Source organism: Micromonospora ureilytica (assembly GCF_015751765.1).
Classification (GTDB): Bacteria; Actinomycetota; Actinomycetes; order Mycobacteriales; family Micromonosporaceae; genus Micromonospora; species Micromonospora ureilytica.
In genome coordinates, this window is sequence record NZ_JADOTX010000001.1 from 885147 (window position 1) to 909591 (window position 24445).

Here is a 24445-nt window from a genome sequence, read left to right on the forward strand (position 1 = left end):
GGACCCGTGAACTGAGCGTTCGCGCCGCCGGACCGGGAGGGGTTGGCACATCCTCCCGGTCCGGCCACGGAGATCCGTGGTGAGCTCGCCCGCGGCCCTGCGCGGCGACCGTCGACGCGGTCGGTCAGTGGGCCGACGGCCCGTTGGCGCCACCGACACTCTGGTGTCGGGCGGTCGGGGAGTGCGACCAGATGCCGATCGTGCCAACAGGATCGGCATCCGCCTCCCTCGTGGCGAAGTCGTAGGCGTTCTCGGTGTGCAGGACCTGGTCGACCCGGGTGACCTCGTCCGAACGCGTCACCCGGAAGCCGATGGTTACATCAATGGTCTTGACCAGCAACCACGTCAGGGCCAGGGAGTACGCCGCGACGGCGAAGGCGCCGATCGCCTGCTTCAGCAGCTGCCCCGCACCGGCACCGGCCACGAGGCCGTCCGTCACGTCGAAGACCCCGATGAGGAGGGTGCCGACGACACCGCCGACCGCATGCACAGCCACGACGTCCAGCGAGTCGTCGTAGCCGAACCGGTCCTTCAGGCTGACGGCCCAGGCGCAGCCGACACCAGCGATGACGCCGATGGCGATCGCACCCCAGATGTTCACGACCGCGCAGGCCGGAGTGATGGCCACCAGGCCGGCGACCGCTCCCGAGGCAGCGCCCAGCGAGGTGAAACCGCCCTTGCGGACCCGCTCCCACACCAGCCAGCCGATCATGCCGGCACCGGCCGCCACCTGCGTGTTCATGAAGGCGACACTGGCGGTACCGTTCGCGGCGAGGGCCGATCCGGCGTTGAACCCGAACCAGCCGAACCAGAGCAGGCCCGAGCCGAGCATCACGAGGGGCAGACTGTGCGCCCGCATCGACTCCCGCCGGAAGCCGACCCGATTTCCGAGGACCAGTAGCGCGCCGAGGGCGGCCATGCCGGCGTTGATGTGGACTGCCGTGCCTCCGGCGAAGTCCTTGACGCCGAGCTTGAAGATCCAACCGCCGGACTGCCAGACCCAGTGGGCCACCGGGAAGTAGACGACTGTCACCCAGAGGGCGACGAACAGCATCCACGCGCCGAACTTGGTGCGGTCAGCGATCGCTCCGCTGATCAGCGCCGGCGTGATGACGGCGAACATCATCTGGAAGACGGCGAAGGCGAGGACCGGAACGCTGCCGGTCAACGTGGTGTCCGAGATTCCACTCAGGCCCACATTGGACAGGTCACCGATGAGTCCGCGCCCACCCACGTCCTCGCCGAAGGCGAGCGAGTATCCGTAGGCCACCCAGAGAACGCTGACGATACCCAGGCTGACGAAGCTCATCAGCAGCATGTTGACCACGCTCTTCGCGCGGACCATGCCGCCGTAGAAGAACGCCAGTCCCGGGGTCATGAGCATGACCAGCGCGGCGCTGGTCAGAACGAATGCGGTGTCACCCGCGTCGAAGCCTTCTGGCATCGAGGTGCACTCCACGTCTTGAGCGCCGCCGCGTCGCGGCGGCGGCGGTGGGATTTCGTACGGGAAGGGGGGCCGGCGCCTCAGGCGAGGTCGGCGGCCTCCAGGGCGGTGCAGCAGGTGTCGACGATGAGCCGGGTGACGGTGTACGGGTCGACGTTGGCGTTGGGCCGGCGGTCTTCGATGTAACCCTTCTTGTCGATCTCCACCTGCCACGGGATGCGGACGGAGGCGCCACGGTCCGAGACGCCGTAGCTGTACTCGCTCCAGGGCGCCGTCTCGTGGGCACCGGTGAGGCGAGCCTCGACGCCGGCACCGTAGCTGCGGATGTGCTCCAGCGGCTTGTCACCCCGGCCGAGGGACTCGCAGGCCTCGATGATCGCCGCGTAGTTCTCGCGCATCGCGCTGGTGGAGAAGTTGGTGTGGGCGCCGGCGCCGTTCCAGTCACCCCGCGCGGGCTTGGGCTCCAGGGTGGCGGAGATGCCGAAGTCCTCCGCCGTGCGGTGCAGCAGCCAGCGGGCGATCCAGAGCTGGTCGGCGACCTCCAGCGGCGACAGCGGGCCGACCTGGAACTCCCACTGGCCGGGCATGACCTCGGCGTTGATGCCGGAGATGGTCAGGCCCGCGGCCAGGCAGTTGTCCAGGTGCTTCTCGACCAGGGCGCGGCCGTAGATCTCGTCCGCGCCGACACCGCAGTAGTAGCCACCCTGCGGGGCCGGGTAACCGCCGTCGGGGAAGCCCAGCGGGCGGGAGCCCTGGAAGAACGTGTACTCCTGCTCGATGCCGAACAGGGGCTGCTGGGCCGCGAACCGGTCGGCCACCGGGCGCAGCAGGGCCCGGGTGTTCGACTCGTGCGGGGTGCCGTCGATGTTGAACACCTCGCAGAGCACCAGCAGGTGCGCCCCACCGCGGATCGGGTCGGGGTAGGTGGCGACCGGCTCCAGGACCCGGTCGGAGCTGCGGCCCTCGGCCTGGCTGGTGCTGGAACCGTCGAAGCCCCACGTGCCCGGCTCGACGCCGTCGGCGACGATCTTCGTCTTCGACCGCAGCTTCGCGGTCGGCTCGGTGCCGTCGATCCAGATGTATTCAGCCTTGTACGCCATGTGTCTCTTTTCTCCTGTGCTCGGGCCGGATGGCCCGGTCGACGTAGTGATGGGACGAACGTGCGGCTCAGACCGCCGCGAGCGGCGTGTCAGTTCGCACGGGATGGGTGTTCGCTGCCGGGCCCGCAACGCCCAGCACCGACGTGAGTACCGTGGCGACCCGGTCGTGCGCGCCTCGCTCGGCGTCGTCGAGCGCGGTGCCGCCCCAGCGGTCCCGCAGAGTTGGATCGGCCCCGCGGTCCAGGAGGTACTGGACCACGTCGAGGTTTCCCTCGGAAGCGGCCAGGTGCAGCGCCGTACGTCGGTCGTAGTCGGCGGAGTTGGGATCCTCTCCCGCCGCCAGCGCGAGCCGGACGTACTCCAGATCACCGTGGCTCGCGGCCCACAGCAATCGCGTGGTCGACGCCACCTCCTCCTCGTTCCTTCCGCGCCGTGGGTCGCGCTTGCCGGAGTCCTCGCCGGTGGCCAACGTGTCGTAGACGTGGAAGTTGAACCGGTTGACGAGTTCCTTGCAGAAGGCGACCCCCCGGACGGAGTTGCCCAGGGCGTCGAGGCGCGGCGACCAGACGCAGATGCCCAGCACGCCGGGAACCACGATCATGAGTCCGCCGGAGACGCCACTCTTCGCCGGCAGACCGATCGCGAAGGCGAACTCCCCGGAGTAGTCGTACATCCCGCACGACGACATCAGGGACAGGCACTTGCGGACGGTGTCGGCGGAGAAGATCCGTTCCCTCGTCAGGGGATTGACGCCGCCGTTGGCCAGCGAGGCGGCCACGACCGACAGCGACCGTGCGTCGACCTCGATCGAGCAGCACTGGAAGTAGAACTCCAGCGTCTCGGTGAGGTCCGTCCCGTCCGGGAAGGCCCGGTGCTCGCGCATGAAGTAGCCGAGGGCGAAGTTCCGGTCGGCCGTGCGGCGTTCCGAGAGGTAGACGGCGTTGTTGAACCCGACCGCCCCGCCACCGGCCAACCTGCGCCATGTCTCGGCGACGTGGTCGAAACGGTCGGCCATCTCACAACTGGGGCGCAGCAGCGAGCAGCACATGATGGCCCCGGAATTGATCATGGGGTTGTGGGGGAGGCCCTCGTTGTTCAGCGTCAGCTCGTTGAACCCGCGACCGCTGGGCTCCCGCCCCACATGCCGGTGGACCTGCTCGGCGCCGTGCTGTTCCAGCGCGAGACAGTAGTTGATCGGTTTGCAGATCGACTGGACGCAGAAGACACTCTCCGCGTCTCCCAGCGCGAAGCGCTGCCCGTCGGTGGTGCACAACGCGATCCCGAATTTTTCCGGATCGACGCGGCCCAGTTGCGGGATGTAGTCGGCAACCTGCCCCTCGTCGACACCCCTGAGCCCCTCGTAGATCGCGAAGATCTCCGTTCGGAGCGCGGCGAAGTCCGGAATGACGAGATCCCCGCGAAGCGATTTCTCGATGACGCCGCCGCCCGCCCTGCACAGTGCGATGAAGCGGGTCAGGTCGATCCGTGCCGGCCCGTCGGCACCCAGGGCGGGACGCAGCTCGCCCCGCACCTGGGCCAGACGCGGATCCGCCTCCGAGATTCCCGCTGCGCGCAGCCGGTCGGCGAGGTCGACCAACGAGACCGTGCCCTGCGGGTCGACAGTGAAGGAGGCGAACAGCTTCCCGTATTCTCCGGCTCCGGAGTCGTCGATGGCCGACGATGTGACGGGGTTGCCCGACCACGCCTGGTCGATGCGACGCGGCGCGGTTCGGGGCTTCTTAATCGGGGGCATGACGGGCTCGACTACTCCGTAGAAAGTTGGTGTCAACGCGGCCACCGGCGCATTTACTCGCGCCTCCCGGCATTCGGCCGGCAAGCCTCGCACAGTGGAAAGGCTACGGAGGGCCAGTGCACGGTCGCTTTATTCCGACTGACCGCCGGCTGGTCACCGGGTATGCATCGCCGTCGGTGCCGAGCCCTGCCTGTCGTCAACTATTCGTCAACTGCGGCCGCCTATAACTACCAGCCTGACCGATGGCAGTGACGGGCCTCATCCTCGGCCCAGGAATGTTCACGGCGAACCAGGGCACGTAGGAGCGGACTGATGATTCAAGGAGTGGACATGACAAAGGTTCTGATGGTGTTGACCTCGCACGACCAGTTGGGCGACACCGGTCACAAGACCGGCTTCTGGCTTGAGGAACTGGCAGCGCCCTACTACCGGTTCCGCGACGCGGGGTGGGACGTGACGCTCGCCTCGCCCCGGGGCGGTCGGGCACCCCTGGACCCGAAGAGCGACGAGCCGGACTTCCAGACCGATCAGACCCGCCGTTTCACGGCGGACGCCGAAGCGCAACGTCAACTCGCGACGACGGTACGGCTCGACTCGGTGTCCGTCGACGACTTCGACACCGTCTTCTACCCGGGCGGCCACGGCCCCCTCTGGGACCTCGCCGAGGACAACGACTCCATCAAACTGATCGAGCAGGTCGTCGCGGCGGGCAAGCCGATCGCCCTGGTGTGCCACGCTCCGGGCGCCTTGCGGCACTGCGCGACGCCCGACGGCCAGCCCCTGGTCGCCGGGAAGCGGGTAACCGGGTTCACCGACAGCGAGGAGGAGTACATGGGCCTGACCAAGGTCGTGCCCTTCCTCGTCGAGGACGAGCTGGTCGCCAAGGGTGCCGAGTTCTCCAAGGCGGCCAACTTCGAGTCGTACGTGGTGAGCGACGGGCTGCTCATCACCGGCCAGAACCCGGCTTCCTCGGGTCCGGCGGCGGATCAGCTGATCTCGCTGGTGAGTCGGGCCGGCGCATAACCTCGATCATCTCCGTCCGGCGGGGCCACAGCGGTGCCCGCCAGACGGCGACATCGATCGGAGATCAGACTCAGCCGGCCCGTACGGTGTGGACTGCGGAGACTGCGGCGGCGCCTTCACCGACGGCGGTGGCCACCCGCTTGGTGGAGCCGGAGCGGATGTCGCCGACCGCGAAGACACGGGAAGCGCTGGTCTGGAACGGCAGCGGCGCCTGGTGCGTGCCGGCGGGCAGCCGGCTGTCGGTCAGCACGAAACCGTCGTCGTCCGTGGCGATGCCCGTCATCCAGTCGGACGCCGGGTCGGCGCCGATGAAGCAGAACAGCCCTCGGCAGTCCAGCTTCGCGCATTCGCCCTCCGACGTCACGACTATCGCCGCGAGGGTGTCGTCACCCTGAAGCTCACGCAGGGTGCTGCGGGTGTGGACGTGGATCTGTAGATGGGCGTGAATCCGGTCGGCCAGGTACGCCGACATCTTCGCCTCGAGGTCGGCCGAGCGCACCACCAGATGCACAGTGCAGCCGCGTGCGGCCAGGGAAAGGGCCGCCTGCCCGGCCGAGTTGGCGCCGCCCACGACCGCCACCGGCTGCGACTCGTAGCCGCGCAGGTCGAGTTCGGTCGCGGCGTACCGGATGCATCCGCTCTGCTCGAACTCCGCCCAGCGCGCGATGTCGAGGCGACGGTAACGCGCTCCGGTGGCGGCGACGACCGCGGACGTCTCGATTCGGGTGCCGTCCTCCAACTCCACGATGGGCCGCAACTCGTCAGAGACGTCGAGGCCGACCACCGCGCAGGGCGCGTAGATCTGAACGCCGAACTTCAGCGCCTGGATCATCGCCAGCCGGGCCAACTGCTCGCCGCTGACACCCGCGGGGATCCCCGATCGGGCGCAGAAATCCTCCACTCGTTGTCCACTTCTTCACGTCATCCTGGTCGAACCGCCGGCGGCGCAGCGCCCGGCCCGAGACGAAGGACAGGGAGACCTGGTGTCCAGCCTCGCATTGGTGGTGGCGGTCGGCGTCGCCATCCTGACGGGTACGGGCGCGGCCCGTCGTCTCCGGATCGCCCCACCGGTGCTGCTCCTGGTCGCCGGTGTACTTCTCGGGTTCGTGCCCGTACTGCGCGTGGTGCACCTGCCCCCCGAGGCCGTCCTACTGGTGTTCCTTCCGGTGTTGCTCTACTGGGAGGCGTTCACCTCCTCGCTGCGCGAGATCCGCAGGAACCTCCGGGTCATCGTGCTGCTGAGCACCTTCCTCGTGGTCGCGACCGCGGCGGGCGTGGCCACCGCCGCGCACGCGCTCGGGCTCGACTGGGGACCGGCGTGGGTGCTGGGCGCCGCGGTGGCGCCGACCGATGCCACGGCGGTCGGCGTCCTGGGCCGGATGCTGCCGCGCCGCATCGCGACCATGCTGCGTGCGGAGAGCCTGGTCAACGACGGTACAGCGCTGGTGATCTACACGCTCGCGGTCGGGATCACGCTCGGCGAGGAACACTTCAGCGTGGGTCGGGTGGCCGGCCTCTTCGCTCTGTCGTACCTCGGCGGCATCGCGGCCGGCGTAGCTGTCACGTTCCTCGCCCTGCAGGTCCGCCGCCGGCTGAGCGACCCGTTCCAGCACAACCTCCTGGCGCTGATGACGCCGTTGACCGCCTACCTGATCGCCGAGGCGACCGAGGTGTCCGGCGTCCTCGCGGCCGTGGTCAGCGGACTCTGGGTGGGCCGCGTCTCGCCGCGTCTGTTCCCCGGTAACGCCCGCCGGCACGTCCAGACCGTCATGGGCTTCGTGACCACGCTGGCCAACGCGGCGCTGTTCGTCCTGGTGGGGCTGGAGGCGCAGTCGGCCGTCCGCGGGCTGGACAGCACCGGGCTGGCCCACGGCCTGCTGGTCGCGGTCGTGGTCTGCGCGGTCATCATCGCGGTGCGGTTCGGCTGGCTGTTCACCAGCCCGTATCTGATCCGGGCGATCGACCGACGGCCGCAGCAACGCGAAAGGCGGCTGAGTGGTAGGCCGCGGGCGCTCATGTCGGCGGCCGGCTTCCGCGGGGCCGTGTCGATGGCGGCAGCGCTGGCCGTACCCCATGCCCTGCCGTCCGGGGCGGAGTTCCCGGACCGGGATCTGATCGTCTTCGTCACGGCCGTCGTGATCGCCGTGACCCTGCTGCTCCAGGCGCCGCTGATGCCTCGGGTGACGCGGTGGGCCGGGCTGGATGCCGACGGGGAGGCCGAGCGGGAGCGCCGTCAGGCCGAGATCGGGTCCATGGCTCACGCTCTCGCGTCGCTGCCCGAGATGGCCGCGAAGCTGGGCACGAACGATGACGTGCACAGGCAGTTGCGGACGGAGTACGACCGCCGTCTGCGCGTGCTGCGCGACGGCGACGCCGACACCGGTCCCGACGAGGCCGCTGCCACCTACGAGCAGCAGTACGCGGATCTGCATCTCGCCGTCATCGACCACCGCCACGACACCGTCGTCCGGATGCGTGACCAGGGCGAGATCGACGACGAGGTGCTTCGCCGCGTGCAGGACGGCCTCGACCTCGAACAGGTCCACATGACCCAGCGCCGCGGCAACGACACTCAGGCCCTAGCTGGACTGCTCAGGGACACTGGTCGAGTCGGGGCGGACGACCCGCGTGGCGATCTCCTGTAGGGCCGCGATGTGGGCGCTCAGAGCCACGCGACCGGCCGTGGAGAGGTTGATCCAGGTCCGCGGGCGCTTGCCCACGTAACCCTTGCGCACCTCGACGTAGCCGCCGTCGCTCAGCGCCGAGATCCGTTTGGACAGGGCCGAGTCGCTCAGCTCCACCGAATCGCGGACGAAGGCGAACTCGGCCCATTCCGTTCCCGCCAGCAGGGCCAGGATGGCCAGTCGGGTGGGATCGAGCAGCGCGGGATCCAGCTTCGGGTCGGTCAACGTGCGGTCCCTCTGGTGAGGATCCTGCGCTGCCACCACGGACCTGCGGCGGCCACCAGGACACCGCCGGCCAGTCCGCTCCACAGGGCGACGTGCGGGACCTCCATAGCCGTGGCGATCGTCGTGCCGCCGATCAGGACGGCCAGCGCCAGCAGGATCCAGAGCAGGCTCGCCGGGTCGGGCGTGATGCGCGGACGCACCGGCCGGCGGAGTAGCGAGCCGCCCAGCCGGGTGTTGCCCACCAGAGAGACACCCAGCAGCAGGAGGACGATGGCGATGCCCCAGGTGCGGACGAACTGTGGTTCACGGTCGGCGAGAACTCCGTACGCCGCGATCAGGACCCCGGCCACGATCCAGCCCCACCGGGACCGGCCTGCCGCCGCTGCGGTCTGGGTCCGTCGCCGGTCGACGTCCCGCAGAGCCGCTCGGGCTTCCTCGGGTGTAGGGGTGTTCATCAGGGGACTCCTTCGTCTCGGCAAGTACTTGCTCGTACGGAAAGCTAGCACTCACTTTCCGTACGAGCAAGTACTTGCCGAGACGTCCGTCGCCGGTGGTAACTCTCTACTCACTGGAAATCATGTGCCGCGACGTTGAATTGCCCCCGCTGGTGGTGAATCACGAGAAGGGGGCGACCATGACAGGCCAGGCAGACTGGGGTCGGGACGGGTGGGCGGTGCCGAGTTCTCCGGCGGCCCGGGAACGACGGTGATTGTGCCCCGGGGCGCCTTTCACACGTTCGTCACCCCGACCGGCGGGAAGCTGTTGTTCGTCAGCGCGCCGGCCGGCAACGAGCAACTCTTCGAGGAACTCGGCAGCCTCGGCCCGAATCCCACCCCGGAACAGCTCGCCGAGGTCGACGAACGCTTCGGCACCACGCGCCTCCCTGGTGACGAGGGCCGCCCCTGGAGTCACCTGCGCGACGCCGCACGGTAGGCGACGATCGTCCGCCCTTCGATCACTCGGGCGATGGGGTTTCCATCCGCGATACGTTGTCGCGCCGTCGCTGTGAGCGTCCACTTTTCGTCAAGAGCGGGCCGATACGGTTCCAGGGACAAATCGGAATGGACGCCGCACGGAATCAAGGAAAGAGAACCATGGCAGACAGTCGCGACATGTACCTCGTCCACAGCGCTTTCCGTCGCGAGTTTCCCGTTGCTGCGGCACTCGTCCGGACCATTACCGCCGACGACAGCGCCGCCGCCGCACGGGTCGCCGACCACGTGCTCATCCTCACCGGCCTGTTGAACCTGCACCACGCCGGTGAGGACGAGAAGGTCTGGCCGAAACTGATGCAACGGGGCCCGAGGGAGATCGCGCCGTTGGTCGAGACGATGGAACGTCAGCACGAGGGCCTGCATGAGGCACTCGTCGAGGTGGAGAGTCGGGCCGGCGCCTGGCGCCGGACCGCGACCGCGGTCGACCGCGACGCTCTCGCTGCGGCCGTCGACGCCATGGTTCCGCCGATGCTGGAGCACCTGGTCACCGAGGAGACGCACCTACTGGCGTTGATCGACAAGTACCTGACGGACAAGGAGTGGGCCGAGGTGGGCGCGGCCGCGATGGCCACGATGCCGAAGAAGCTGTTGCCCATGGCCTTCGGGATGGTGCTGCGCGACGGCACTCCCGAGCACGTCGCGGGTCTCAAGGCGGTCATCCCGGGTCCGGCCTGGTTCGTGCTCTCCCGGCTCGGGCCGGGCGCGTACACCCGATACGCCCGTCGTCTGGGCCTGGACAGGGTGCGCAGCGCCGCCTGACCGGCACTGACAGTCGAGCCGACGAAGGGCAGCCGGAAAGATCCGGCTGCCCTTCGTCGTGCGCTCGGGCGCGGCGCGCCGCCCCGGCCGGCACCTGGGCGGCCGGGGCGGCGTCGCCGGAAGCTCACTCCGGGAGCTGGTAGAGGCGATAGCGGGCGACGGTGTCGAAGCCCATCTGCCGGTACACCGGCTCGCCCTCGGCGCTCGCCTGCAGCGTGGCGATCCGCCGCCCCGACTCACTGGTGATGCGCAACGCCTCGCGGGTGAGGGCGGTCGCGATTCCACGCCGGCGGAAGTCGGGGTCGGTGGCGATGCAGTACAGGGCGCCGACGTCGGTGCCGAGCGACAGGGTGCACGTGCCGACGGTACGGCCTTCGACGGTGCCCGCGAGCCGGACCACGTCGGGGTAGGCGAAGCCGAGTTCCCGGTCGACGACCATATCGAGGTCACCGGTGATGCCGAGCGGTCCGGCGTAGGTCTCGACGTACTCCCGCATCCCGACCGGGTCGACGACGGTCCGGATCGTCAGATCGGCGGGCGCTGCGGCCTCGGCCACAGTTGTCACGTCCACCGCCATGATCGGCATGTCAGCGATCTGCTTCGCGCCCCGCTCGAGCAGGCCTTCGGCGGTGCCCTCGTCGCTGTCCGCGCCCACCCACCAGCCCCACCGCGAGCCGGTGAGGTGCTTCCTCACCTCCTCGATCGCGTCATCCAGCTGCCGACCGCGGACGCGAAGGACCCCGTTGAGCAGCGGGTGCGGGATGTCGGTGCGGTAGGTCGGCAGGTCGGTGTCGGGACGCGCGCCGGCCCAGCCGCACCAGTAACGGCGGTTGGCGGCGAGCTGCGGCTCCAGGTCATGGATGGAGTAGGTGGTCATACCCTCCAGGACCTGGTCCGGCGGCCAGAAGTTCGATTCGCCGGGGGAGTGATCTCCGGGCGGGTCGGCCGCGGGGTGTGCAGGAGGCGCACCTCACACACCAGGCCCTTCTTCTCGCGGAGCAGCCAGGTCCCGCCGGGCGGGCAGTGGAACGGATCCTCCGGCGGGTTGATGAAGGCGTTCTCCCAGATCGTGATGCCCGCACCAGCCACCACTCCGGTGATCTGGTGAGCGACGCCGGAGTCATAGTCCCGTCGCATAGCCGCGAAGACCGGTTCGCGGCCGATCGTCCGTTTGCCACTCGGCCAGCAGAAGGTCAGGTCTTCGGCCCAGCGCGCCGCCGCCTTGTGCATCGGCGCACCGTCGGACACCGCGGTCAGCACCGTCGAAGCCTCCTCGCGTCGTTCGGCCTGCAGGGACGTGGTCTCGTCGTGCCGCTCCTCGCGCAGGCGGGGCAGGACGTCGGCCAGCTGACGGCGCGCTTCGCTCAGGCGGCTGCGGACGGTGCCGATCGGGACCCCGCAGAGATCCGCGATCTGCTCGTACGAGTTGTTCTCGGTGAAGTAGCGCAGCAACGCCACCGTTTGCGCGGCCGGGGACAACTGGTGCAGTCCGTGCCAGATCCAGTCCCGCATGGCGCTGCGGTCGATGCGGGCAGCCGGATCGTCCAGCTCCGAGGCGAGCAGGTTCTCGCCGGCCACGCCGACCGGGACGGGCCGGTGCGAGCGGAGAAGCTTCCGGCAGTTGTTGCGCACGATGGCGTGCAGCCAGGGCCGCAACGCCGACGGGTCGCGCAGCTCGCCGATCCGGCAGAACGCCGTGATCGCCGCGTCCTGGCAGGCATCCTCGGCGTCGGGCCTGGCACCCAGGATGCGGTGTGCCACCGCGAGCATGCCGGCGTAGTGAAGCTCGAACAGCAGCGTGAAGCTTCGCGGATCGCCCAGCTGGGCGGCCCGGACCACCTGCTCCGCGTCGCCGGCCGACACGGGTCCCGATGTTGGTAGGAGCATCCCGGAACGCTAGCTCGGGCTAGGGAAATCTTTTTCGGCGAACCGAACTTTCTTCCTGCGGCCTGGATCTGCAGTACATGCCCATCGACACAAGCCAGGACCACGCCGTCGGCGAAAAGGCCCACGTCGTGCCCTGTTCAACCCCGACGTCCGTCTTGCCGAACGCGGCACCGTGCGATCCCGCGAGCCGGAAGAAAGGACGTTCGATTCAGTCACCGTCAAGTGAATCCTCACAAGAGCCCGTCGTCTCCGGCCGGTCACCGGAGCCGGAACCGGAGAACGCGCTGCACCTGCAGATCATGGGCCCGCTGCGGCTCTGGCGCGGTGCGGTCGAGCTGGACGCGGGCCCGCGTCAGCAACGCGGCCTGTTGGCGCTCCTCCTGGCTCGTGCGGGGCGGCCCGTCAGCACCAGCGATCTGACGCGCCTGATCTGGGGTCCGGACTCGCCGGCCAGCTCGGTGAACGTCATCCACAAGTACGTCGGAGCGCTGCGCCGTCTGCTCGAACCCGATCTACCGGCACGCGCTGCCGGCTCGTACCTGCTGCGGCACGGCAACGGATATCGCTTCGAGGCCGGGCCGGAGTCGCTCGATCTCAGCGCGTTCCGCAGCCACGTCTTGGCCGCGAAGTCCAGCCTCAGGCAGGACCGTCCCGCCGAGGCGCTCGACCACTACCTCGACGCTCTCGAACTGTGTCACGGTTCGGCCGGTGACTCCTTGATCGACAGCACGGCGGCGGCAGCGACCTTCGCCGGCATCGACAGCGAATTCTTCGACGCCGCGATCGCCGCCGCCGCGGTGGCCGTGCGCGTGCGCCAGCCCGGCCGGGTGCTGGTCCCGCTGCGGCTCGCCGCGGAGATGGGCCGGCTCAACGAGCCGGTCCACGCGTGCCTGGTGACGACGCTCGCCACGGCGGGCCATCAGGCCGAGGCACTGGCGGTCTACGGCGCGATCCGCGCCCGCCTCGACGACGAGCTGGGCATCGACCCTGGACGCGAGCTCCAGGACGCCCAGCGGCGGGCCCTCACCCAGGCGGGGATGCCGCCCTCCGGGGACCCGGATCCGATCCCCGGGACATCCCGGCCGATTCCCCTGGTGCGCCCGGCGCAGCTTCCGCCGGACCTACCCCTCTTCGTGGGCCGCGGCACCGAGCTGGCGATCTTGAATGACCTGGTCACCGGGATGCGGGCCGCCGGACGGACGAGCCCTCTGGTGGTCGCGATGAACGGCATGGGCGGCGTCGGCAAGTCGACGCTCGCGGTGCACTTCGCGCACCGGGTGTCCGGCGAGTTCAGCGACGGGCAGCTCTACCTCGATCTCCGGGGTCACCTCGGCGAGGGGGAGAGCCGGCCGGCCGGCGATGCCCTGCGCCTCCTCCTGCACGCGGTGGGTGTGCCCGCCTCCGACGTTCCAGACACGTTCGACGCGCGGATCGGGATGTACCGGAGCATGACCGCCGGCAAGCGGATCCTGATCCTGCTGGACAACGTCTGCGATGCCTCCCAGGTGCGTCCGCTGCTGCCGAACTCGGCGGAGAGTCTCGTGATCGTCACCAGCCGGCGGTCACTGGTCGGCCTGGCCGCGTTCGATGGCGCCCATCCACTCAGCGTCGATCTGCCCGACCTGCCGACGGCCCGTCGGCTGCTCGAACGCCGTCTCGCCGGCCTGCCGGCCGCCGGCACGGCGGGTGGGGAGATCACCGACGAGATCATCGAACTGTGTGGCCGGCTTCCGCTGGCGCTGGCCATCCTGGCGGCCCGGGTCGCCGTCCGCCCGCGACTGTCGCTCGCCTCCGTCGCCGCCGAGCTACGCGACGGCGCCCGCCGGCTCGGCGCGTTCCCGGGCGGGGGCGGCCTCAGTGATCCGCGTACCGCGTTCTCGTGGTCCTACCGCCAGCTCGGTCCCGGCGCCGCTCGGCTGTTCCGGCTTCTGTCGGTGGCCCTGGTGCCGGGTGTCACGGCCGCAGCCTGTGTGAGTCTCTGCGACCGCAACCCCGACGACATCCGGGCGGAGCTGGCCGAGCTGATCGAGGCGGCCCTGGTGACCGAGCACGAGGACGGCCGGCTCACCTCGCACGTACTGGTCAGGACGTACGCGGAAGAGCTCCTCCGGGCCGAGGAGCCGGCGCCGGAACGACAGGCGGCGGTCAGCCGCCTGCTGCAGTACTACCTGCACAGCAGTTTCCGCGCGCAGGTGGTGCTTGAGCCGAACCGGACGCCGATCGAGCCGCCGCCGCCCCTGCCCGGTGTCGTCGCGGAGCAGCCGGAGACGTACGACGAGGCGATCGCCTGGTTCGCGAGCCAGCGGGAGGTGCTCAAGGAGGCGGTCCGCCTGGCGGCCGACGTCGGGTACGGCATCGTGCCCTGGCAGCTCGCCATCACCATGCAGCAGTACCTGCAGTGGGCCGGGTACTTCCAGGACTGGGAAGACGTCATGAGGGTGGCGCTGCACGCGGCACGGGCGAGCCACGATGCCGTCGGGGAGGCGCACGTCCTGCGCAGCCTGGCCGGTGCGCGGTATGTGTTCGGCGCCAACGAGGAGTCGCTCCGCCTGCTCAGCGAGGCGCTGCCCATCTACCGGGCCCGGGACATGCGGCTGGAACAGGCGCTGGTGCACAACAACTTCCACCAGGTGCTCAGTGCGCTGAGCCGGCACGACCTCGCCCTCGAGCACAGCGAGAAGGCGCTGTCGCTGTCCCGCCTTCTCGGGAATCGTCGGGCCGAGATCTTCAGCCTCCTGTGCAGCGGGACGTCGCTCGCCGGCCTGGGGCGGGTCGAGGAATCAGCGCAGGCGCTGCATGAGGCCCTCGACCTCAATCAGCAGTTCGGACGCGGCCGCGAGGAGAGCGAGATCCGTTCTGCCATCGCCCACAACCTGGCCGAGTCCGGACGCGTCGACGAGGCGGTCGAGCAGCTGGAACTGTCGGCGGAGACGGCGCGACGCCTCGGGGACCGACCGTTGCAGTTCGACGCGTTGCGGCAGATGGCCGAGGTCCTGATCACCTCTGGCGAGATCCCCGCGGCGCAGCGGGTGTTCGAGCGCGCCGGCGCGGTTCTTGCCGGGTTGCAGGGCGGCGGCACCGACAGCATGCGTGCCTCTCTCATCCGTCTCGCCGAGTTGCTGTCCCCGCCGAGGTGATCGCGGCTTCCGACAAACGATGAACGTCATCAACCCTCGTAGGGAGTGTCGCTCGATGAACAATCTCGTCCCCGGAACACACACAATGATCACAAACGGCGTCCGGCAGGTCTATCACGTCGCCGGGACCGGCCCGGTGATGATCACCCAGTCGGGCGGGCCCGGCGTCGAGTACGCCTACCTGCGCTCCACCCGGTTGGAAGAGCACTTCACCATGGTCTACCCGGAGATCCCCGGCACCGGGGCGTCCGGGCCACTGCCCGAAGGGTCCACCTACGTGGACACGTACGTCGGTTTCCTGCACTCCCTCGTCGAGCATCTCGGCCAAGCTCGGGTGCACCTGCTGGGCCACTCCCACGGCGGCTTCACCGCTCAGCGGTTCGCGCTGAACCATCCCGATCGGGTCGCCGGCCTCGTTCTGTACAGCACGTCCCCGACCAACGGCGCGGAATTCTGGGCGACCGAGCAAGCCGAGGTCGACGCATACCTGTCCCGTCACGCCGGCAACCCGGAGATCGCGACGGTGGCAGCGGCGATCACCAGCTCGGTTCCTTTGCAGACCCACGCGGAGAAGACCGACCAGCTTCGGGCCTATCTGCCGATCAATTTCGCCGATTTCTGGGGTCGCCGCGCCGAATTCGATCGCCTCCGCGAGACCGTGCGGGCCTGGGTGGTACGACCGGGGAACAAGAGGTTCGACTATCGGCCGGAGTTGTCGTCGATCGGCGCTCGGACCCTGGTGATCACCGGACGGCACGACTTCATCTGCGGGCCGGTCTGGTCCGAGATGCTGCACGAGGGCATCCCCGGTTCCCGGCTGACGATCCTCGAGAACAGCGGACACTTCGGCCACCTCGAGGAGCCGACGGCATTTCACGAAGCCGTGGACTGGATCCTGACCGAGGAAGTTCTCCCGTCGCGTCACTGAACCGGCCTTCTGTTCCCCGCGGTGCACTCCGTCTCTCGGGGAATCGTGCCGTCCGTCGGAGAGGTTTGCCGTGCTGCGTCACGGGTAGCCCGAATTCTCGCTCGCGTGCTGGATCGAACGTGGGTGAACAGTCGGAGAGGAGCGCTCAATGAAGGCTGTCGTCTTCCACGGCATTGGCGATATCCGGGTCGACGACGTGCCCGAGCCCCGCATCGAGGCACCGACGGATGCCATCGTCCGCGTCACCACGGCGGCGATCTGCGGCACGGACCTGCACTTCGTGCGGGGCACGATGCCCGGGATGAAGCCGGGCAAGATTCTCGGGCACGAGGGTGTCGGGGTGGTCGAGGAGGTGGGGACGCAGATCCGCAACCTCAAGCCCGGCGACCGGGTGGTGATCTCGGCGGTGCTGGGCTGCGGATCCTGCTCCTACTGCCGCCGAGGGCTCTTCGCGCAGTGCGACAACGTCAACCCGTACGGGCCACGGGCAGGCACCGGCTCGCCTGGCTCACCCGAGGCGCAGGGCCCGTTCAACGGGCTGCAGGCGGAGTACGCGCGCGTCCCGTTCGCGCACACCAATCTGATCCGGCTGCCGGAGGCCGTCACCGAGGCGCAGGCCATCACTCTCTCCGATATCTACCCCACCGGCTACTTCGGTGCGGTGCTGGCCGACGCCAGTGACGGCAACATCGTCACCGTCTGGGGTTGCGGTCCGGTGGGCCAGTTCGCTGTTCTCTCCGCCTACCAGCGAGGCGCGTCGCGGGTGATCGCGATCGACGGACACGCCGACCGGCTGGAACACGCCCGCCAGCGAGGGGCCGAGGTCATCAACTTCAACGAGACCGATCCGGTCGAAGCGATCATGGAGTTGACGAACGGGATCGGCGCCGACTGCGCCATCGACGCGGTCGGAGTGGATGGCGAGAGCCCGAAGTCCGGCCCCGCCGCCGGTAAGGACGATGAGCGGAATCGCGAGGAGCAGCGCAAGATCTCCCCGAACCTCGACAGTGGAGGGAAAGACGGGCACTGGAAGCCGGGAGACGCGCCGAGCCAGGCGCAGACCTGGGCGGTGGAGAGCCTCGCGAAGGTGGGCACCCTGGGGATCGTGGGGGTCTATCCGCCCGCCGACCGGTTCTTTCCGATCGGCACGACCATGGCCCGCAACCTCACTGTCCGGGCCGGCAATGGCAATCACCCCAGGTACATTCCGAAGCTGGCGGACATGGTGGCGTCCGGCCAAGCCCGCCCGGAAGACGTCGTGACGGAACACGAACCGCTCACGGACGCCATCGCGGCGTACCGCGAGTTCGACATGCGTAACCCCGGCTGGCTGAAGGTCGCCCTGCAGACAACCTGAGACCGCGATGACCAGGCACCTGAACCGGTCTCGGGCATGTTCCGTGTGGATGTCGAACGGCTTCCGGACCTCCTGGAAGCCGGGTGACCGCCGGAATCCCACATGACACGCAACCACTTGACCCCACTTCTCGCCGTGCTCGCCGTCGGGGACGTGCGGATCGCTGGCGAGGATCCCGTTGCGGGTCGTCGGCCGAGCGAGCGGTCGTACCCGGAAATGGCCTCGGGCAGGCGGTATCCGAAGTGGGCGGCGGCCTCCAGCATCGCCATCGCGATGCGGTTCGCCGCGTCGCGGTGGCCGTAGCGGGCGAGCCCGGCGGCGATGATCGGGTTGTCGTGTGGCCACACGGTCCCGAGGTGGTGGGCGTTCGGGCGTCTGCGGGGTGTGGCCGCCCACCGGCACGGGGTGGGGCGTCACGCTGGAGTGACGGTTGCCCTGGTCCGGCCCAGGGTGGCGAGGAAGAGGATCAGACCTGCGGTGGTGAGGACGAACCCCGCCCACACCGTCGAGAGGGTTCCCCATCCGGCCCCGATGGTGACGGCGCCACCGATTGCGCCGAGCGAATTGGCGAGATTGAGGGCGGCCAGGTTGAGGGCGCCCATGAGGGTGGGCGCGTCCGGTGCGAATTCGGTCAGCCGTACCTGGATGGTGGGAATGGCGAACATCATTGTCGCTCCGACGCCGAACAGCGCCGGCATCAGGACCAGGATCTCACTGCCGAAGAAACCAATGGCCACGAGCAGCACCAGGACATAGCCGAAGCCGTAGATCAGCGGTCGGCTGCCGTGCCGGTCGGCGGCCCGGCCGCCGAAATAGTTCCCGAATGCCATGCCGAGGCCGAAGACGGCAAGGGCGACGGGGATGAGCGCCGGGCTCTCGTCCGCCGCGTCGGTGACGAACGGCCCGATGAACGTGTAGACGGCGAAGATGCTGGAGATGCCCAGCGCCGCGACCATGACCATGAGCCAGACATCGAGTCGTCGAAGGGCGCCGAGTTCGCGTGCCACGGAGCTGCCGTGCAGGTCGTCGGTGCGTGGCAGCCACGCCAGCAGCGCTGCGCCGGCCAGAAGACCCACCCCGATGACGGTCCAGTAGGTGGCGCGCCACCCTGCGTGCTGGCCGACGAGGGTGCCGAGCGGTGACCCGAGGATGGTGGCCACGGTCAGTCCGCCCATCACGGTCGCGAAAGCCCTTCCGCCCTTGCCCGGGCCGTAGACGTACGCGGCGACGACCGCGCCGGCGCCGAAGTAGGCGCCCTGGACACTCCCGGTGATGAAGCGGAAGACGACGAGGGTGGCGATGCTCGGGGCCAGGGCCGAGAGGACGTTGCCGACGAGGAAGAGCGCGATCAAGCCCAGCAGGAGAGTACGGCGGTTGGCTCGAGCCGCGAGGAGTGTGATCGCCGGCGACCCGATCATGACACCGAACGCGTAGGCGCTGATCGCGTACGTCGCGACCGGGATGGACGCGTCCAGATCGGCGGCGAAGAGTTGGATGATCCCGTTGCTGCCGAACTCGCCGGTGCCGATGGCGAAGGCGCCCAGGGCCAACGCGAACAGGGTCAGTCCCCTCCTGCGACCCGGCCCGGGAGCGGTATGCCGCTTCGCCTCCTGGGCGCGCTGAGATTCGTGCGGCTTGTTGTGTGTACCGGTCCGGGCCGGTCCGGGCCGGGTGTTGCTTGCTGACGCGGTCATGGAGCCCTGTCCTTGCCGAGGAATACCTTCCGGCAGATGATGACGACCGGTAGTTGACATCTTCTGGTTTTGTTCTTGAAGCAGCGCAGGACGTTGCTGTCCACAAGCGAGGCAGGCGACGGCCGAACCGAACAGAGCCGAACGACCGTGCCCGAACGCGGCAGCGCCGGCCGAACCACTCAGCTCGGCCGGGAACCTCAGCGCGCGGAGCAGGTGCCCCGATCCGTGATGAAACGGATGGGTTGGCGCTGGTACCGACAGAGCTGGTGTTTCCGCGGACTCGCCGCCGGGGGATTCCGACCTCGCCGCGCCGTCCTTCCGCCTGCGTCCGCTTCGCCCTGAGTCGTGAGCCCGTCGGTGCGGCCGGACGTAGACTTGTCGGCGTCGCGAGCAGCGGGATGTTCACGATCCGTCAAGTGGAACAGGAGATCGAATTGTCGAAATCGGCCGGTGCCCGTCACGCCGACGACGCACCACGGCCGGTCAGCGGCAGCCTGCGGTTCCAGATCCTTGGCCCCCTGCGGATCTGGCGCGACGACATCGAGCTGAGCGCCGGACCTCGCCAGCAGGGCTACCTGCTGGCGCTCCTGCTGGCGCGAGCAGAGCGACCGATCAGCGTGAGCAACCTGATCGAGCTCCTCTGGGGCGAGGACGCGCCAACCAGCGCCACCAACGTCATCCACAAGTACGTCGGCACCCTGCGACGGCTGATGGAACCCTCGCTGCCGCCGCGCGCCATCGGCTCGTACCTGCGCCGGCACGGTGGCGGTTACCTGTTCGCACCCGGTCCTGGCACCCTCGACCTGGTCAGCTTCCGTGAGCTCACCAGCGCCGCCCGGGCAAGTCTCGCCCAGCGCGACCGAGGCAAGGCGCTCGACAGTTACGTCGAGGCACTGGAGCTGTGGCGCGGGCCGGCCGGCCTGCTCGGCCCGCTCGCAGGTGCGGCGGCGAGCGCATCCGTGGCAGGAGCCCACACCGGGAAGTTCTGACAGAAGACGTTTCCGGGCCGAGGCGCTGCTTGATCGCCCAGGGAATCTCCACGCACTGCTGTAGCTATGAGACAGCCTCTAGATTCGTTGAAGTTTGAATCGCTGGTTGGTACCGGTGCCGGGCGTCCACTGGGAGATGCGGGCACCGTCGGCGGTCGAAGCCTGCCAAACGTCCATTGCCAGACCGCTTTGCCGCCCCCCTCGGACACCAAATGCAGCATTCACGCCCGAGGCAGGCGGAGCGCGGTCGAGCATCTGATCGCCGCGGCTTCGCCGACCCATGTGTGCCGCCCGCTCTCCAATGCACGGTTGGAGAGGCCGCGCGCACCAGGATCAACTTCGCTGACCGACCCTGAACCGTCCTGAGTGTCCACGCGGCGGCTTCCTGCCGGGTGGATGCGAGAGTACGGTGGGCTCTGGTGTGCCGGGAAGTCTGGTCGGCGGTCATATCCGCGTCGGCTGGTGAGGACTTCCGCCATGAACGATCTCGCGTTGCGCGCCATCAATCTGACTAAACGGTACGGCCGTTTCACGGCGCTCGACGACCTGTGCCTTGAGGTCCCCGTTGGTGAGGTGTTCGGGTTTCTCGGCCCCAACGGCGCAGGCAAGTCCACCACCATCCGCCTGCTGCTGGGACAGGTCCGTCCCACGGCGGGGCGTGCCTGGGTGTTCGACAGCGACGCGGCGGATGTCGCCCGAGCGCATCGGTCGCTGGCGTACGTGCCGGCCGATGTGGCGTTGTGGCCGCAGCTGACCGGCGCGGAGATCCTGCACCTGCAGGCGTGTACGGGGCCGGGCGTTGATCTGGCGTACCGCGATGAACTGGTGCAACGGTTCGCGCTTGATACCAGCAAGCCGGCCCGCGCCTACTCGACGGGAAACCGGCAGAAGGTGGCCCTGGTCGCGGCGTTCGCGACCCGGGCGCCGCTGCTGGTGTTGGACGAGCCGACCAGTGGCCTCGATCCGCTGATGGAACGCGAGTTCCGGCTCGCTGTCGCCGAGGCCCGTGACCGCGGGCAGACCGTGTTTCTCAGCTCGCACCAACTGGCCGAGGTCGAGGCGGTCTGTGACCGTGTCGCGATCCTGCGGGCCGGCCGGCTCGTCGAGATCGCCACCATTGAACAAATGCGGGGTCTGCATCGCGCCGAGGTGACCGTGTCGTACGTCGGCGTACCGCCGCCCGGTCTTGATCTGGTTCCTGGCGTCGAGACGGTCGAGCAGGTCAGTCCTGGGCGACTACGGTTCTCGCTCATCGGGCCGCCGGCGCCGGCGTTGCGGGCGCTCGCCGCGGCCGAGGTCACCGCGTTGGCGGTCCGCGAACCGAGCCTTGAAGAGATCTTCCTCGACTACTACGGCGCCCAGGAGAGCATCCGATGATCACCAGGACGGTCCCGTCCGCCATCGGGCTCAGCGTGCCGGCCTCCCCCGGGAAGGCCGTCACCAGGCTGGCAGTGCGCCAGCTACGCCGCAGTGGCCTGATCGTGCTGGGGCTCGTCGCTGCCCTGCCGGCACTCGTCGTGAGCACGTACAGCAGCGTCATGGCGGATCCCGCCGCGGCGGGCAGCATTGCCGCGCTCGCCGCCAACCCTGCCATTCGGACCCTGTTCGGCGAACCGATCGCCCTCGATCAGGCTGGCGGATTCGCGGTGTGGCGGGTCGGCACCTTTCTCGCTGTTCTGCTTGCCGTCTGGGCGATCCTGGCCACCACCCGCATCACCCGGGGTGAGGAGGACGCCGGCCGGTGGGACGTGCTGCTGGCGGGACGGGCGCCGCTGCGAGAGGTGGTGGCCCGCCATCTGGGCGCCGTGATGGTTGTTCCGGTCGCCGCGGGCGCCGCCGTGGCCGTGGTGTTGCTGCTGGCCGGTACCGATTCGGCCGGCGCCGCTGTGCACGGCGGCGGTGTCGGTGTGCTCGGGTTGTTCTTCGTCGCCGTCGCCGGGCTGGCCGCGCAGGTGTTCCCGAACCGGCCGGCCGCGACCGGAACCGCCGTGGCGGTGCTCGGTACCGCCCTGCTGACGCGCATGGTCGGCGACGGCCTCACCGGCTTTGGGTGGCTGCGCTGGCTGTCACCGTTCGGGCTGCTCGCCCTCAGCGAACCGTACGCGCGGAACCAGATCCTGCCGCTGCTGATTCTGCTGGCCGCCGCGGTGCTGCTGGCCGGCATCGCGGTTGCCGTCGCCGGCCGCCGTGATGTCCGCGGCGGGCTGATCGCGATCGCTGCCGGTCGCCACCCGCGGCTGATGCTGCTGAACGACGTGGGAGCGTTCGCGGCGCGGCGCATGCTGCGGCCCCTCACCGGCTGGGCTCTGGGCATCGGCGCCTACTACCTGCTCATCGGCTTTACCACGGCGTCCGTCACCGAGTTCCTGACCGACAATCCGGCTCTCGCCGAGGAGGCGGCGCGCGCCGGGTTCACCGCACTCGGTGCGGTCGAGGGGTTCGCCGCGACCCTGTTCGCGCTACTGGCTTTGCCCGTCGGCGGGTTCACGGCGGTCCGCGTGTCCGCCTTCGTCGCGGCCGAGAACAGCCGCATTCTCACGCTGCTGACCGCCCAGCCGGTCACCCGGACCCGCCTGCTCGCCGCCGAGATCACCGCCACGGCCGCAGGCGCGATAGCCCTGGTGAGTGTCGCCGGGTTCGCCGTCTGGGCGGGCATCACCGCGACCGGAGGTGATCTCAGCTTGCTCGCAGCATTGAGTGGGGCCTGGAACACGCTGCCGATCGTGCTGCTCAGTCTCGGCGCGGCCATCCTCGCCGCTGGCTGGGCGCCGCGGGCGGCAGCCTTCGCCGGAACCTTGCCCGCGACCGGCGGGTTCCTGCTCCTGGTGATCGCCGACAGCGTCGGCGCACCCGGCTGGGTTCGCGGACTCTCGCCGTTCGCCCACCTGGCGCCGGTCCCGCTGACAGCGGTCAACTGGACCAGCACGCTGATCATGATCACGCTGGGCGTTGCCCTGGGCGTGGCCGGTGTCATGGGCTATCGGCGGCGCGATCTTCAGGGCTGAGGAGAATTGCGGGTCTCGCTCAGGCTGCCCGCGGGGTGCACGGGGACATCCTGTTGGTAGACGTCCGGGATGTTGTCACGGTTGGCGTCGGCGGTCTCGGCGTCGTGGATCCGCCGGTAGGTGCGGTTACGAAGCCGCAGGATGACCGTTGCCAGCAGCGCGGCGGTCAGAGAACCGGCCAGTACGGCGACCTTGACGTGGTCGTCGCGTTCACTGCCGATCCCGAATGCCAACTCCCCGATCAGCAGCGACACGGTGAAGCCGATACCGGCGAGCACGGCCATGCCGAACACGTCGATCCAGGCGAAGCCGGTATCCATCTTCGCCCGGGTGAAACGGGTGACCAGCCAGGTCGCGGCGGTGATCCCGATCGGCTTGCCGGCGACCAACCCGACCACGATGCCGACGGCGACCGGATCGGTCAGCGCGGAGCCGAGCCCACCGAGCCCACCGACCGCGACTCCGGCGGACATGAACGCGAAGATCGGCACGGCGATGCCTGCGGAGATTGGCCGGAAGCGGTGCTCGAAGTGCTCAGCCAGACCAGGGCCCGCCTGCGGCCCGCCCGCCTTTCGGCTACGCAACACCGGGACCGCGAAGCCCAACAGAACCCCCGCGACGGTCGCGTGCACACCGGAGGCGTGCATCAGCGTCCAGGCGGCGAACGCCAGCGGCAGCAGCAGCCACCACGAACGAACCCGGCGTTGGACCAGCACGGTGAACGCGGCCAGCGGGAGCAGAGCACCCAGTAGGGGCAGCAGCGACAGACTCGCGGTGTAGAAGACGGCGATGATGGCGATGGCAAGCAGATCGTCGACGACGGCGAGGGTGAGCAGGAACGTGCGCATTGTGTGCGGCAGGCAGCGACCGATGACCGCCAGCACGGCCAGGGCGAACGCGATATCGGTGGCGGTCGGGATCGCCCAGCCCTTGCCGTCCCCCTCACCCGCGGCGAGGTTGATCACCAGGTACAGCACGGCGGGGACGATCACGCCACCCACGGCGGCGGCGATCGGGACGGCGGCGCGGCGAGGATCCCGCAGGTCGCCAGCGACGAACTCCCGCTTGAGCTCCAAGCCGGCGACGAAGAAAAAGATCGCCAGCAGCCCGTCGGCTGCCCACGTCCCTACCGACAGGTTCAGGTGCAGCGCCTCGGGGCCGAACGTGAACGAACGCACCGACTCGTAGCTGTCGGCCCACGGTGAGTTGGCCCAGACCAGAGCGGCGACGGCGCCGGCAAGCAGCAGGACTCCGCCGATGGTTTCCTTGCGGAGGACGTCAGCGATTCGGCGGGCTTCAGGCCATGAGCCACGACCGAAGACTTGCGGGCTGCGGGTAGGTGTTGGCGTCATGAACGCTCCAGTTTTCGGGGTCGGGTCGGACATTGCCGACCAGACTTCCCGGCGCACCTAAGAGTGATCTTACTGCGAGACGGTCCGAGCACGCCGAGCCGCCAGGTAGAACG

The 24445-nt window shown here is 69.1% G+C and carries 22 protein-coding genes; 11 read left to right on the forward strand and 11 right to left on the reverse strand.

Annotation, left to right across the window (positions count from 1 at the left end):
- Window positions 1-124 precede the first annotated feature (124 nt).
- From IW248_RS03925 to glsA, 3 genes are all read right to left on the reverse strand, one after another.
- Window positions 125-1444: an ammonium transporter gene (locus IW248_RS03925; RefSeq protein WP_196925689.1), complete on the reverse strand. Its 1320-nt coding sequence runs from the start codon at window positions 1442-1444 to the stop codon at window positions 125-127.
- A gap of 80 nt (window positions 1445-1524) precedes the next feature.
- A complete protein-coding gene (glnII, locus tag IW248_RS03930; RefSeq protein WP_196925690.1) occupies window positions 1525-2544 on the reverse strand; it encodes a glutamine synthetase in 1020 nt (339 codons plus the stop codon).
- A gap of 67 nt (window positions 2545-2611) precedes the next feature.
- Window positions 2612-4390, reverse strand: coding sequence for a glutaminase A (gene glsA, locus IW248_RS03935; RefSeq protein ID WP_307787705.1), 1779 nt, complete (start codon window positions 4388-4390; stop codon window positions 2612-2614).
- A gap of 237 nt (window positions 4391-4627) precedes the next feature.
- Between glsA and IW248_RS03940 the strand changes: the two genes are divergently transcribed.
- Window positions 4628-5320 carry a type 1 glutamine amidotransferase domain-containing protein gene (locus IW248_RS03940; RefSeq protein ID WP_231396167.1) on the forward strand — a complete coding sequence of 231 codons (693 nt, stop codon included), beginning with the start codon at window positions 4628-4630 and terminating at the stop codon, window positions 5318-5320.
- A 70-nt stretch (window positions 5321-5390) separates the two neighbouring features.
- On the opposite strand, the gene IW248_RS03945 is transcribed toward IW248_RS03940, so the two are convergent.
- Window positions 5391-6221, reverse strand: coding sequence for an NAD(P)/FAD-dependent oxidoreductase (locus IW248_RS03945; RefSeq protein ID WP_196925692.1), 831 nt, complete (start codon window positions 6219-6221; stop codon window positions 5391-5393).
- Window positions 6222-6303: 82 nt separating this feature from the next.
- On the opposite strand from IW248_RS03945, the gene IW248_RS03950 reads away from it, so the two are divergent.
- Window positions 6304-7965, forward strand: a complete 1662-nt coding sequence (locus tag IW248_RS03950) for a Na+/H+ antiporter (RefSeq protein WP_196925693.1) — start codon at window positions 6304-6306, stop codon at window positions 7963-7965.
- On the opposite strand, the gene IW248_RS03955 is transcribed toward IW248_RS03950, so the two are convergent.
- Together IW248_RS03955 and IW248_RS03960 are read right to left on the reverse strand one after the other, a co-directional pair.
- Window positions 7900-8229, reverse strand: a complete 330-nt coding sequence (locus IW248_RS03955) for a winged helix-turn-helix domain-containing protein (protein WP_196925694.1) — start codon at window positions 8227-8229, stop codon at window positions 7900-7902. The genes IW248_RS03950 and IW248_RS03955 overlap by 66 nt on opposite strands.
- A complete protein-coding gene (locus tag IW248_RS03960) occupies window positions 8226-8684 on the reverse strand; it encodes a hypothetical protein (RefSeq protein WP_196925695.1) in 459 nt (152 codons plus the stop codon). Before IW248_RS03960 ends, IW248_RS03955 begins: the two co-directional genes overlap by 4 nt.
- Before the next feature lie 250 nt (window positions 8685-8934).
- Here IW248_RS03960 and IW248_RS03965 point away from each other — a divergent pair, with 250 nt between their 5' ends.
- A complete protein-coding gene (locus IW248_RS03965; protein WP_196925696.1) occupies window positions 8935-9162 on the forward strand; it encodes a hypothetical protein in 228 nt (75 codons plus the stop codon).
- A 161-nt stretch (window positions 9163-9323) separates the two neighbouring features.
- A complete protein-coding gene (locus IW248_RS03970) occupies window positions 9324-9983 on the forward strand; it encodes a hemerythrin domain-containing protein (protein WP_196925697.1) in 660 nt (219 codons plus the stop codon).
- 124 nt (window positions 9984-10107) lie between these two features.
- On the opposite strand, the gene IW248_RS03975 is transcribed toward IW248_RS03970, so the two are convergent.
- Window positions 10108-10860, reverse strand: a complete 753-nt coding sequence (locus IW248_RS03975) for a GNAT family N-acetyltransferase (protein WP_196925698.1) — start codon at window positions 10858-10860, stop codon at window positions 10108-10110.
- On the reverse strand, window positions 10857-11870 hold the full coding sequence (locus tag IW248_RS03980; RefSeq protein WP_196925699.1) for an RNA polymerase sigma factor: 1014 nt from the start codon (window positions 11868-11870) through the stop codon (window positions 10857-10859). Before IW248_RS03980 ends, IW248_RS03975 begins: the two co-directional genes overlap by 4 nt.
- Before the next feature lie 299 nt (window positions 11871-12169).
- Between IW248_RS03980 and IW248_RS03985 the strand changes: the two genes are divergently transcribed.
- The 4 genes from IW248_RS03985 to IW248_RS04000 all read left to right on the forward strand — a co-directional run bounded on the left by IW248_RS03985 (window position 12170) and on the right by IW248_RS04000 (window position 17595).
- Window positions 12170-15007: an AfsR/SARP family transcriptional regulator gene (locus IW248_RS03985; RefSeq protein WP_196925700.1), complete on the forward strand. Its 2838-nt coding sequence runs from the start codon at window positions 12170-12172 to the stop codon at window positions 15005-15007.
- 85 nt (window positions 15008-15092) lie between these two features.
- The gene (locus IW248_RS03990) at window positions 15093-15935 is read left to right on the forward strand and encodes an alpha/beta fold hydrolase (protein WP_231396168.1); all 843 of its coding nucleotides are present in this window, start codon (window positions 15093-15095) and stop codon (window positions 15933-15935) included.
- Between the two features lie 148 nt (window positions 15936-16083).
- Window positions 16084-17292, forward strand: a complete 1209-nt coding sequence (locus IW248_RS03995) for an alcohol dehydrogenase catalytic domain-containing protein (RefSeq protein WP_196925702.1) — start codon at window positions 16084-16086, stop codon at window positions 17290-17292.
- Between the two features lie 102 nt (window positions 17293-17394).
- Window positions 17395-17595 carry a hypothetical protein gene (locus tag IW248_RS04000; RefSeq protein WP_196925703.1) on the forward strand — a complete coding sequence of 67 codons (201 nt, stop codon included), beginning with the start codon at window positions 17395-17397 and terminating at the stop codon, window positions 17593-17595.
- Between the two features lie 110 nt (window positions 17596-17705).
- Here IW248_RS04000 and IW248_RS04005 read toward each other — a convergent pair whose 3' ends face one another.
- The gene (locus IW248_RS04005) at window positions 17706-18986 is read right to left on the reverse strand and encodes an MFS transporter (RefSeq protein ID WP_196925704.1); all 1281 of its coding nucleotides are present in this window, start codon (window positions 18984-18986) and stop codon (window positions 17706-17708) included.
- A gap of 416 nt (window positions 18987-19402) precedes the next feature.
- On the opposite strand from IW248_RS04005, the gene IW248_RS04010 reads away from it, so the two are divergent.
- Window positions 19403-19975 carry an AfsR/SARP family transcriptional regulator gene (locus IW248_RS04010; RefSeq protein ID WP_307787709.1) on the forward strand — a complete coding sequence of 191 codons (573 nt, stop codon included), beginning with the start codon at window positions 19403-19405 and terminating at the stop codon, window positions 19973-19975.
- Window positions 19976-20053: 78 nt separating this feature from the next.
- Here IW248_RS04010 and IW248_RS33845 read toward each other — a convergent pair whose 3' ends face one another.
- Window positions 20054-20257, reverse strand: a complete 204-nt coding sequence (locus IW248_RS33845; protein ID WP_372431822.1) for an RICIN domain-containing protein — start codon at window positions 20255-20257, stop codon at window positions 20054-20056.
- A 195-nt stretch (window positions 20258-20452) separates the two neighbouring features.
- Here IW248_RS33845 and IW248_RS04020 point away from each other — a divergent pair, with 195 nt between their 5' ends.
- Window positions 20453-21352, forward strand: coding sequence for an ABC transporter ATP-binding protein (locus IW248_RS04020; RefSeq protein ID WP_196925707.1), 900 nt, complete (start codon window positions 20453-20455; stop codon window positions 21350-21352).
- The gene (locus tag IW248_RS04025) at window positions 21349-22980 is read left to right on the forward strand and encodes an efflux permease Rv1217c-related protein (RefSeq protein ID WP_196925708.1); all 1632 of its coding nucleotides are present in this window, start codon (window positions 21349-21351) and stop codon (window positions 22978-22980) included. Before IW248_RS04020 ends, IW248_RS04025 begins: the two co-directional genes overlap by 4 nt.
- On the opposite strand, the gene nhaA is transcribed toward IW248_RS04025, so the two are convergent.
- Window positions 22971-24332 carry a Na+/H+ antiporter NhaA gene (gene nhaA, locus IW248_RS04030; protein WP_196925709.1) on the reverse strand — a complete coding sequence of 454 codons (1362 nt, stop codon included), beginning with the start codon at window positions 24330-24332 and terminating at the stop codon, window positions 22971-22973. The two genes, IW248_RS04025 and nhaA, sit on opposite strands and share 10 nt — an antisense overlap.
- Window positions 24333-24445: the final 113 nt, after the last annotated feature.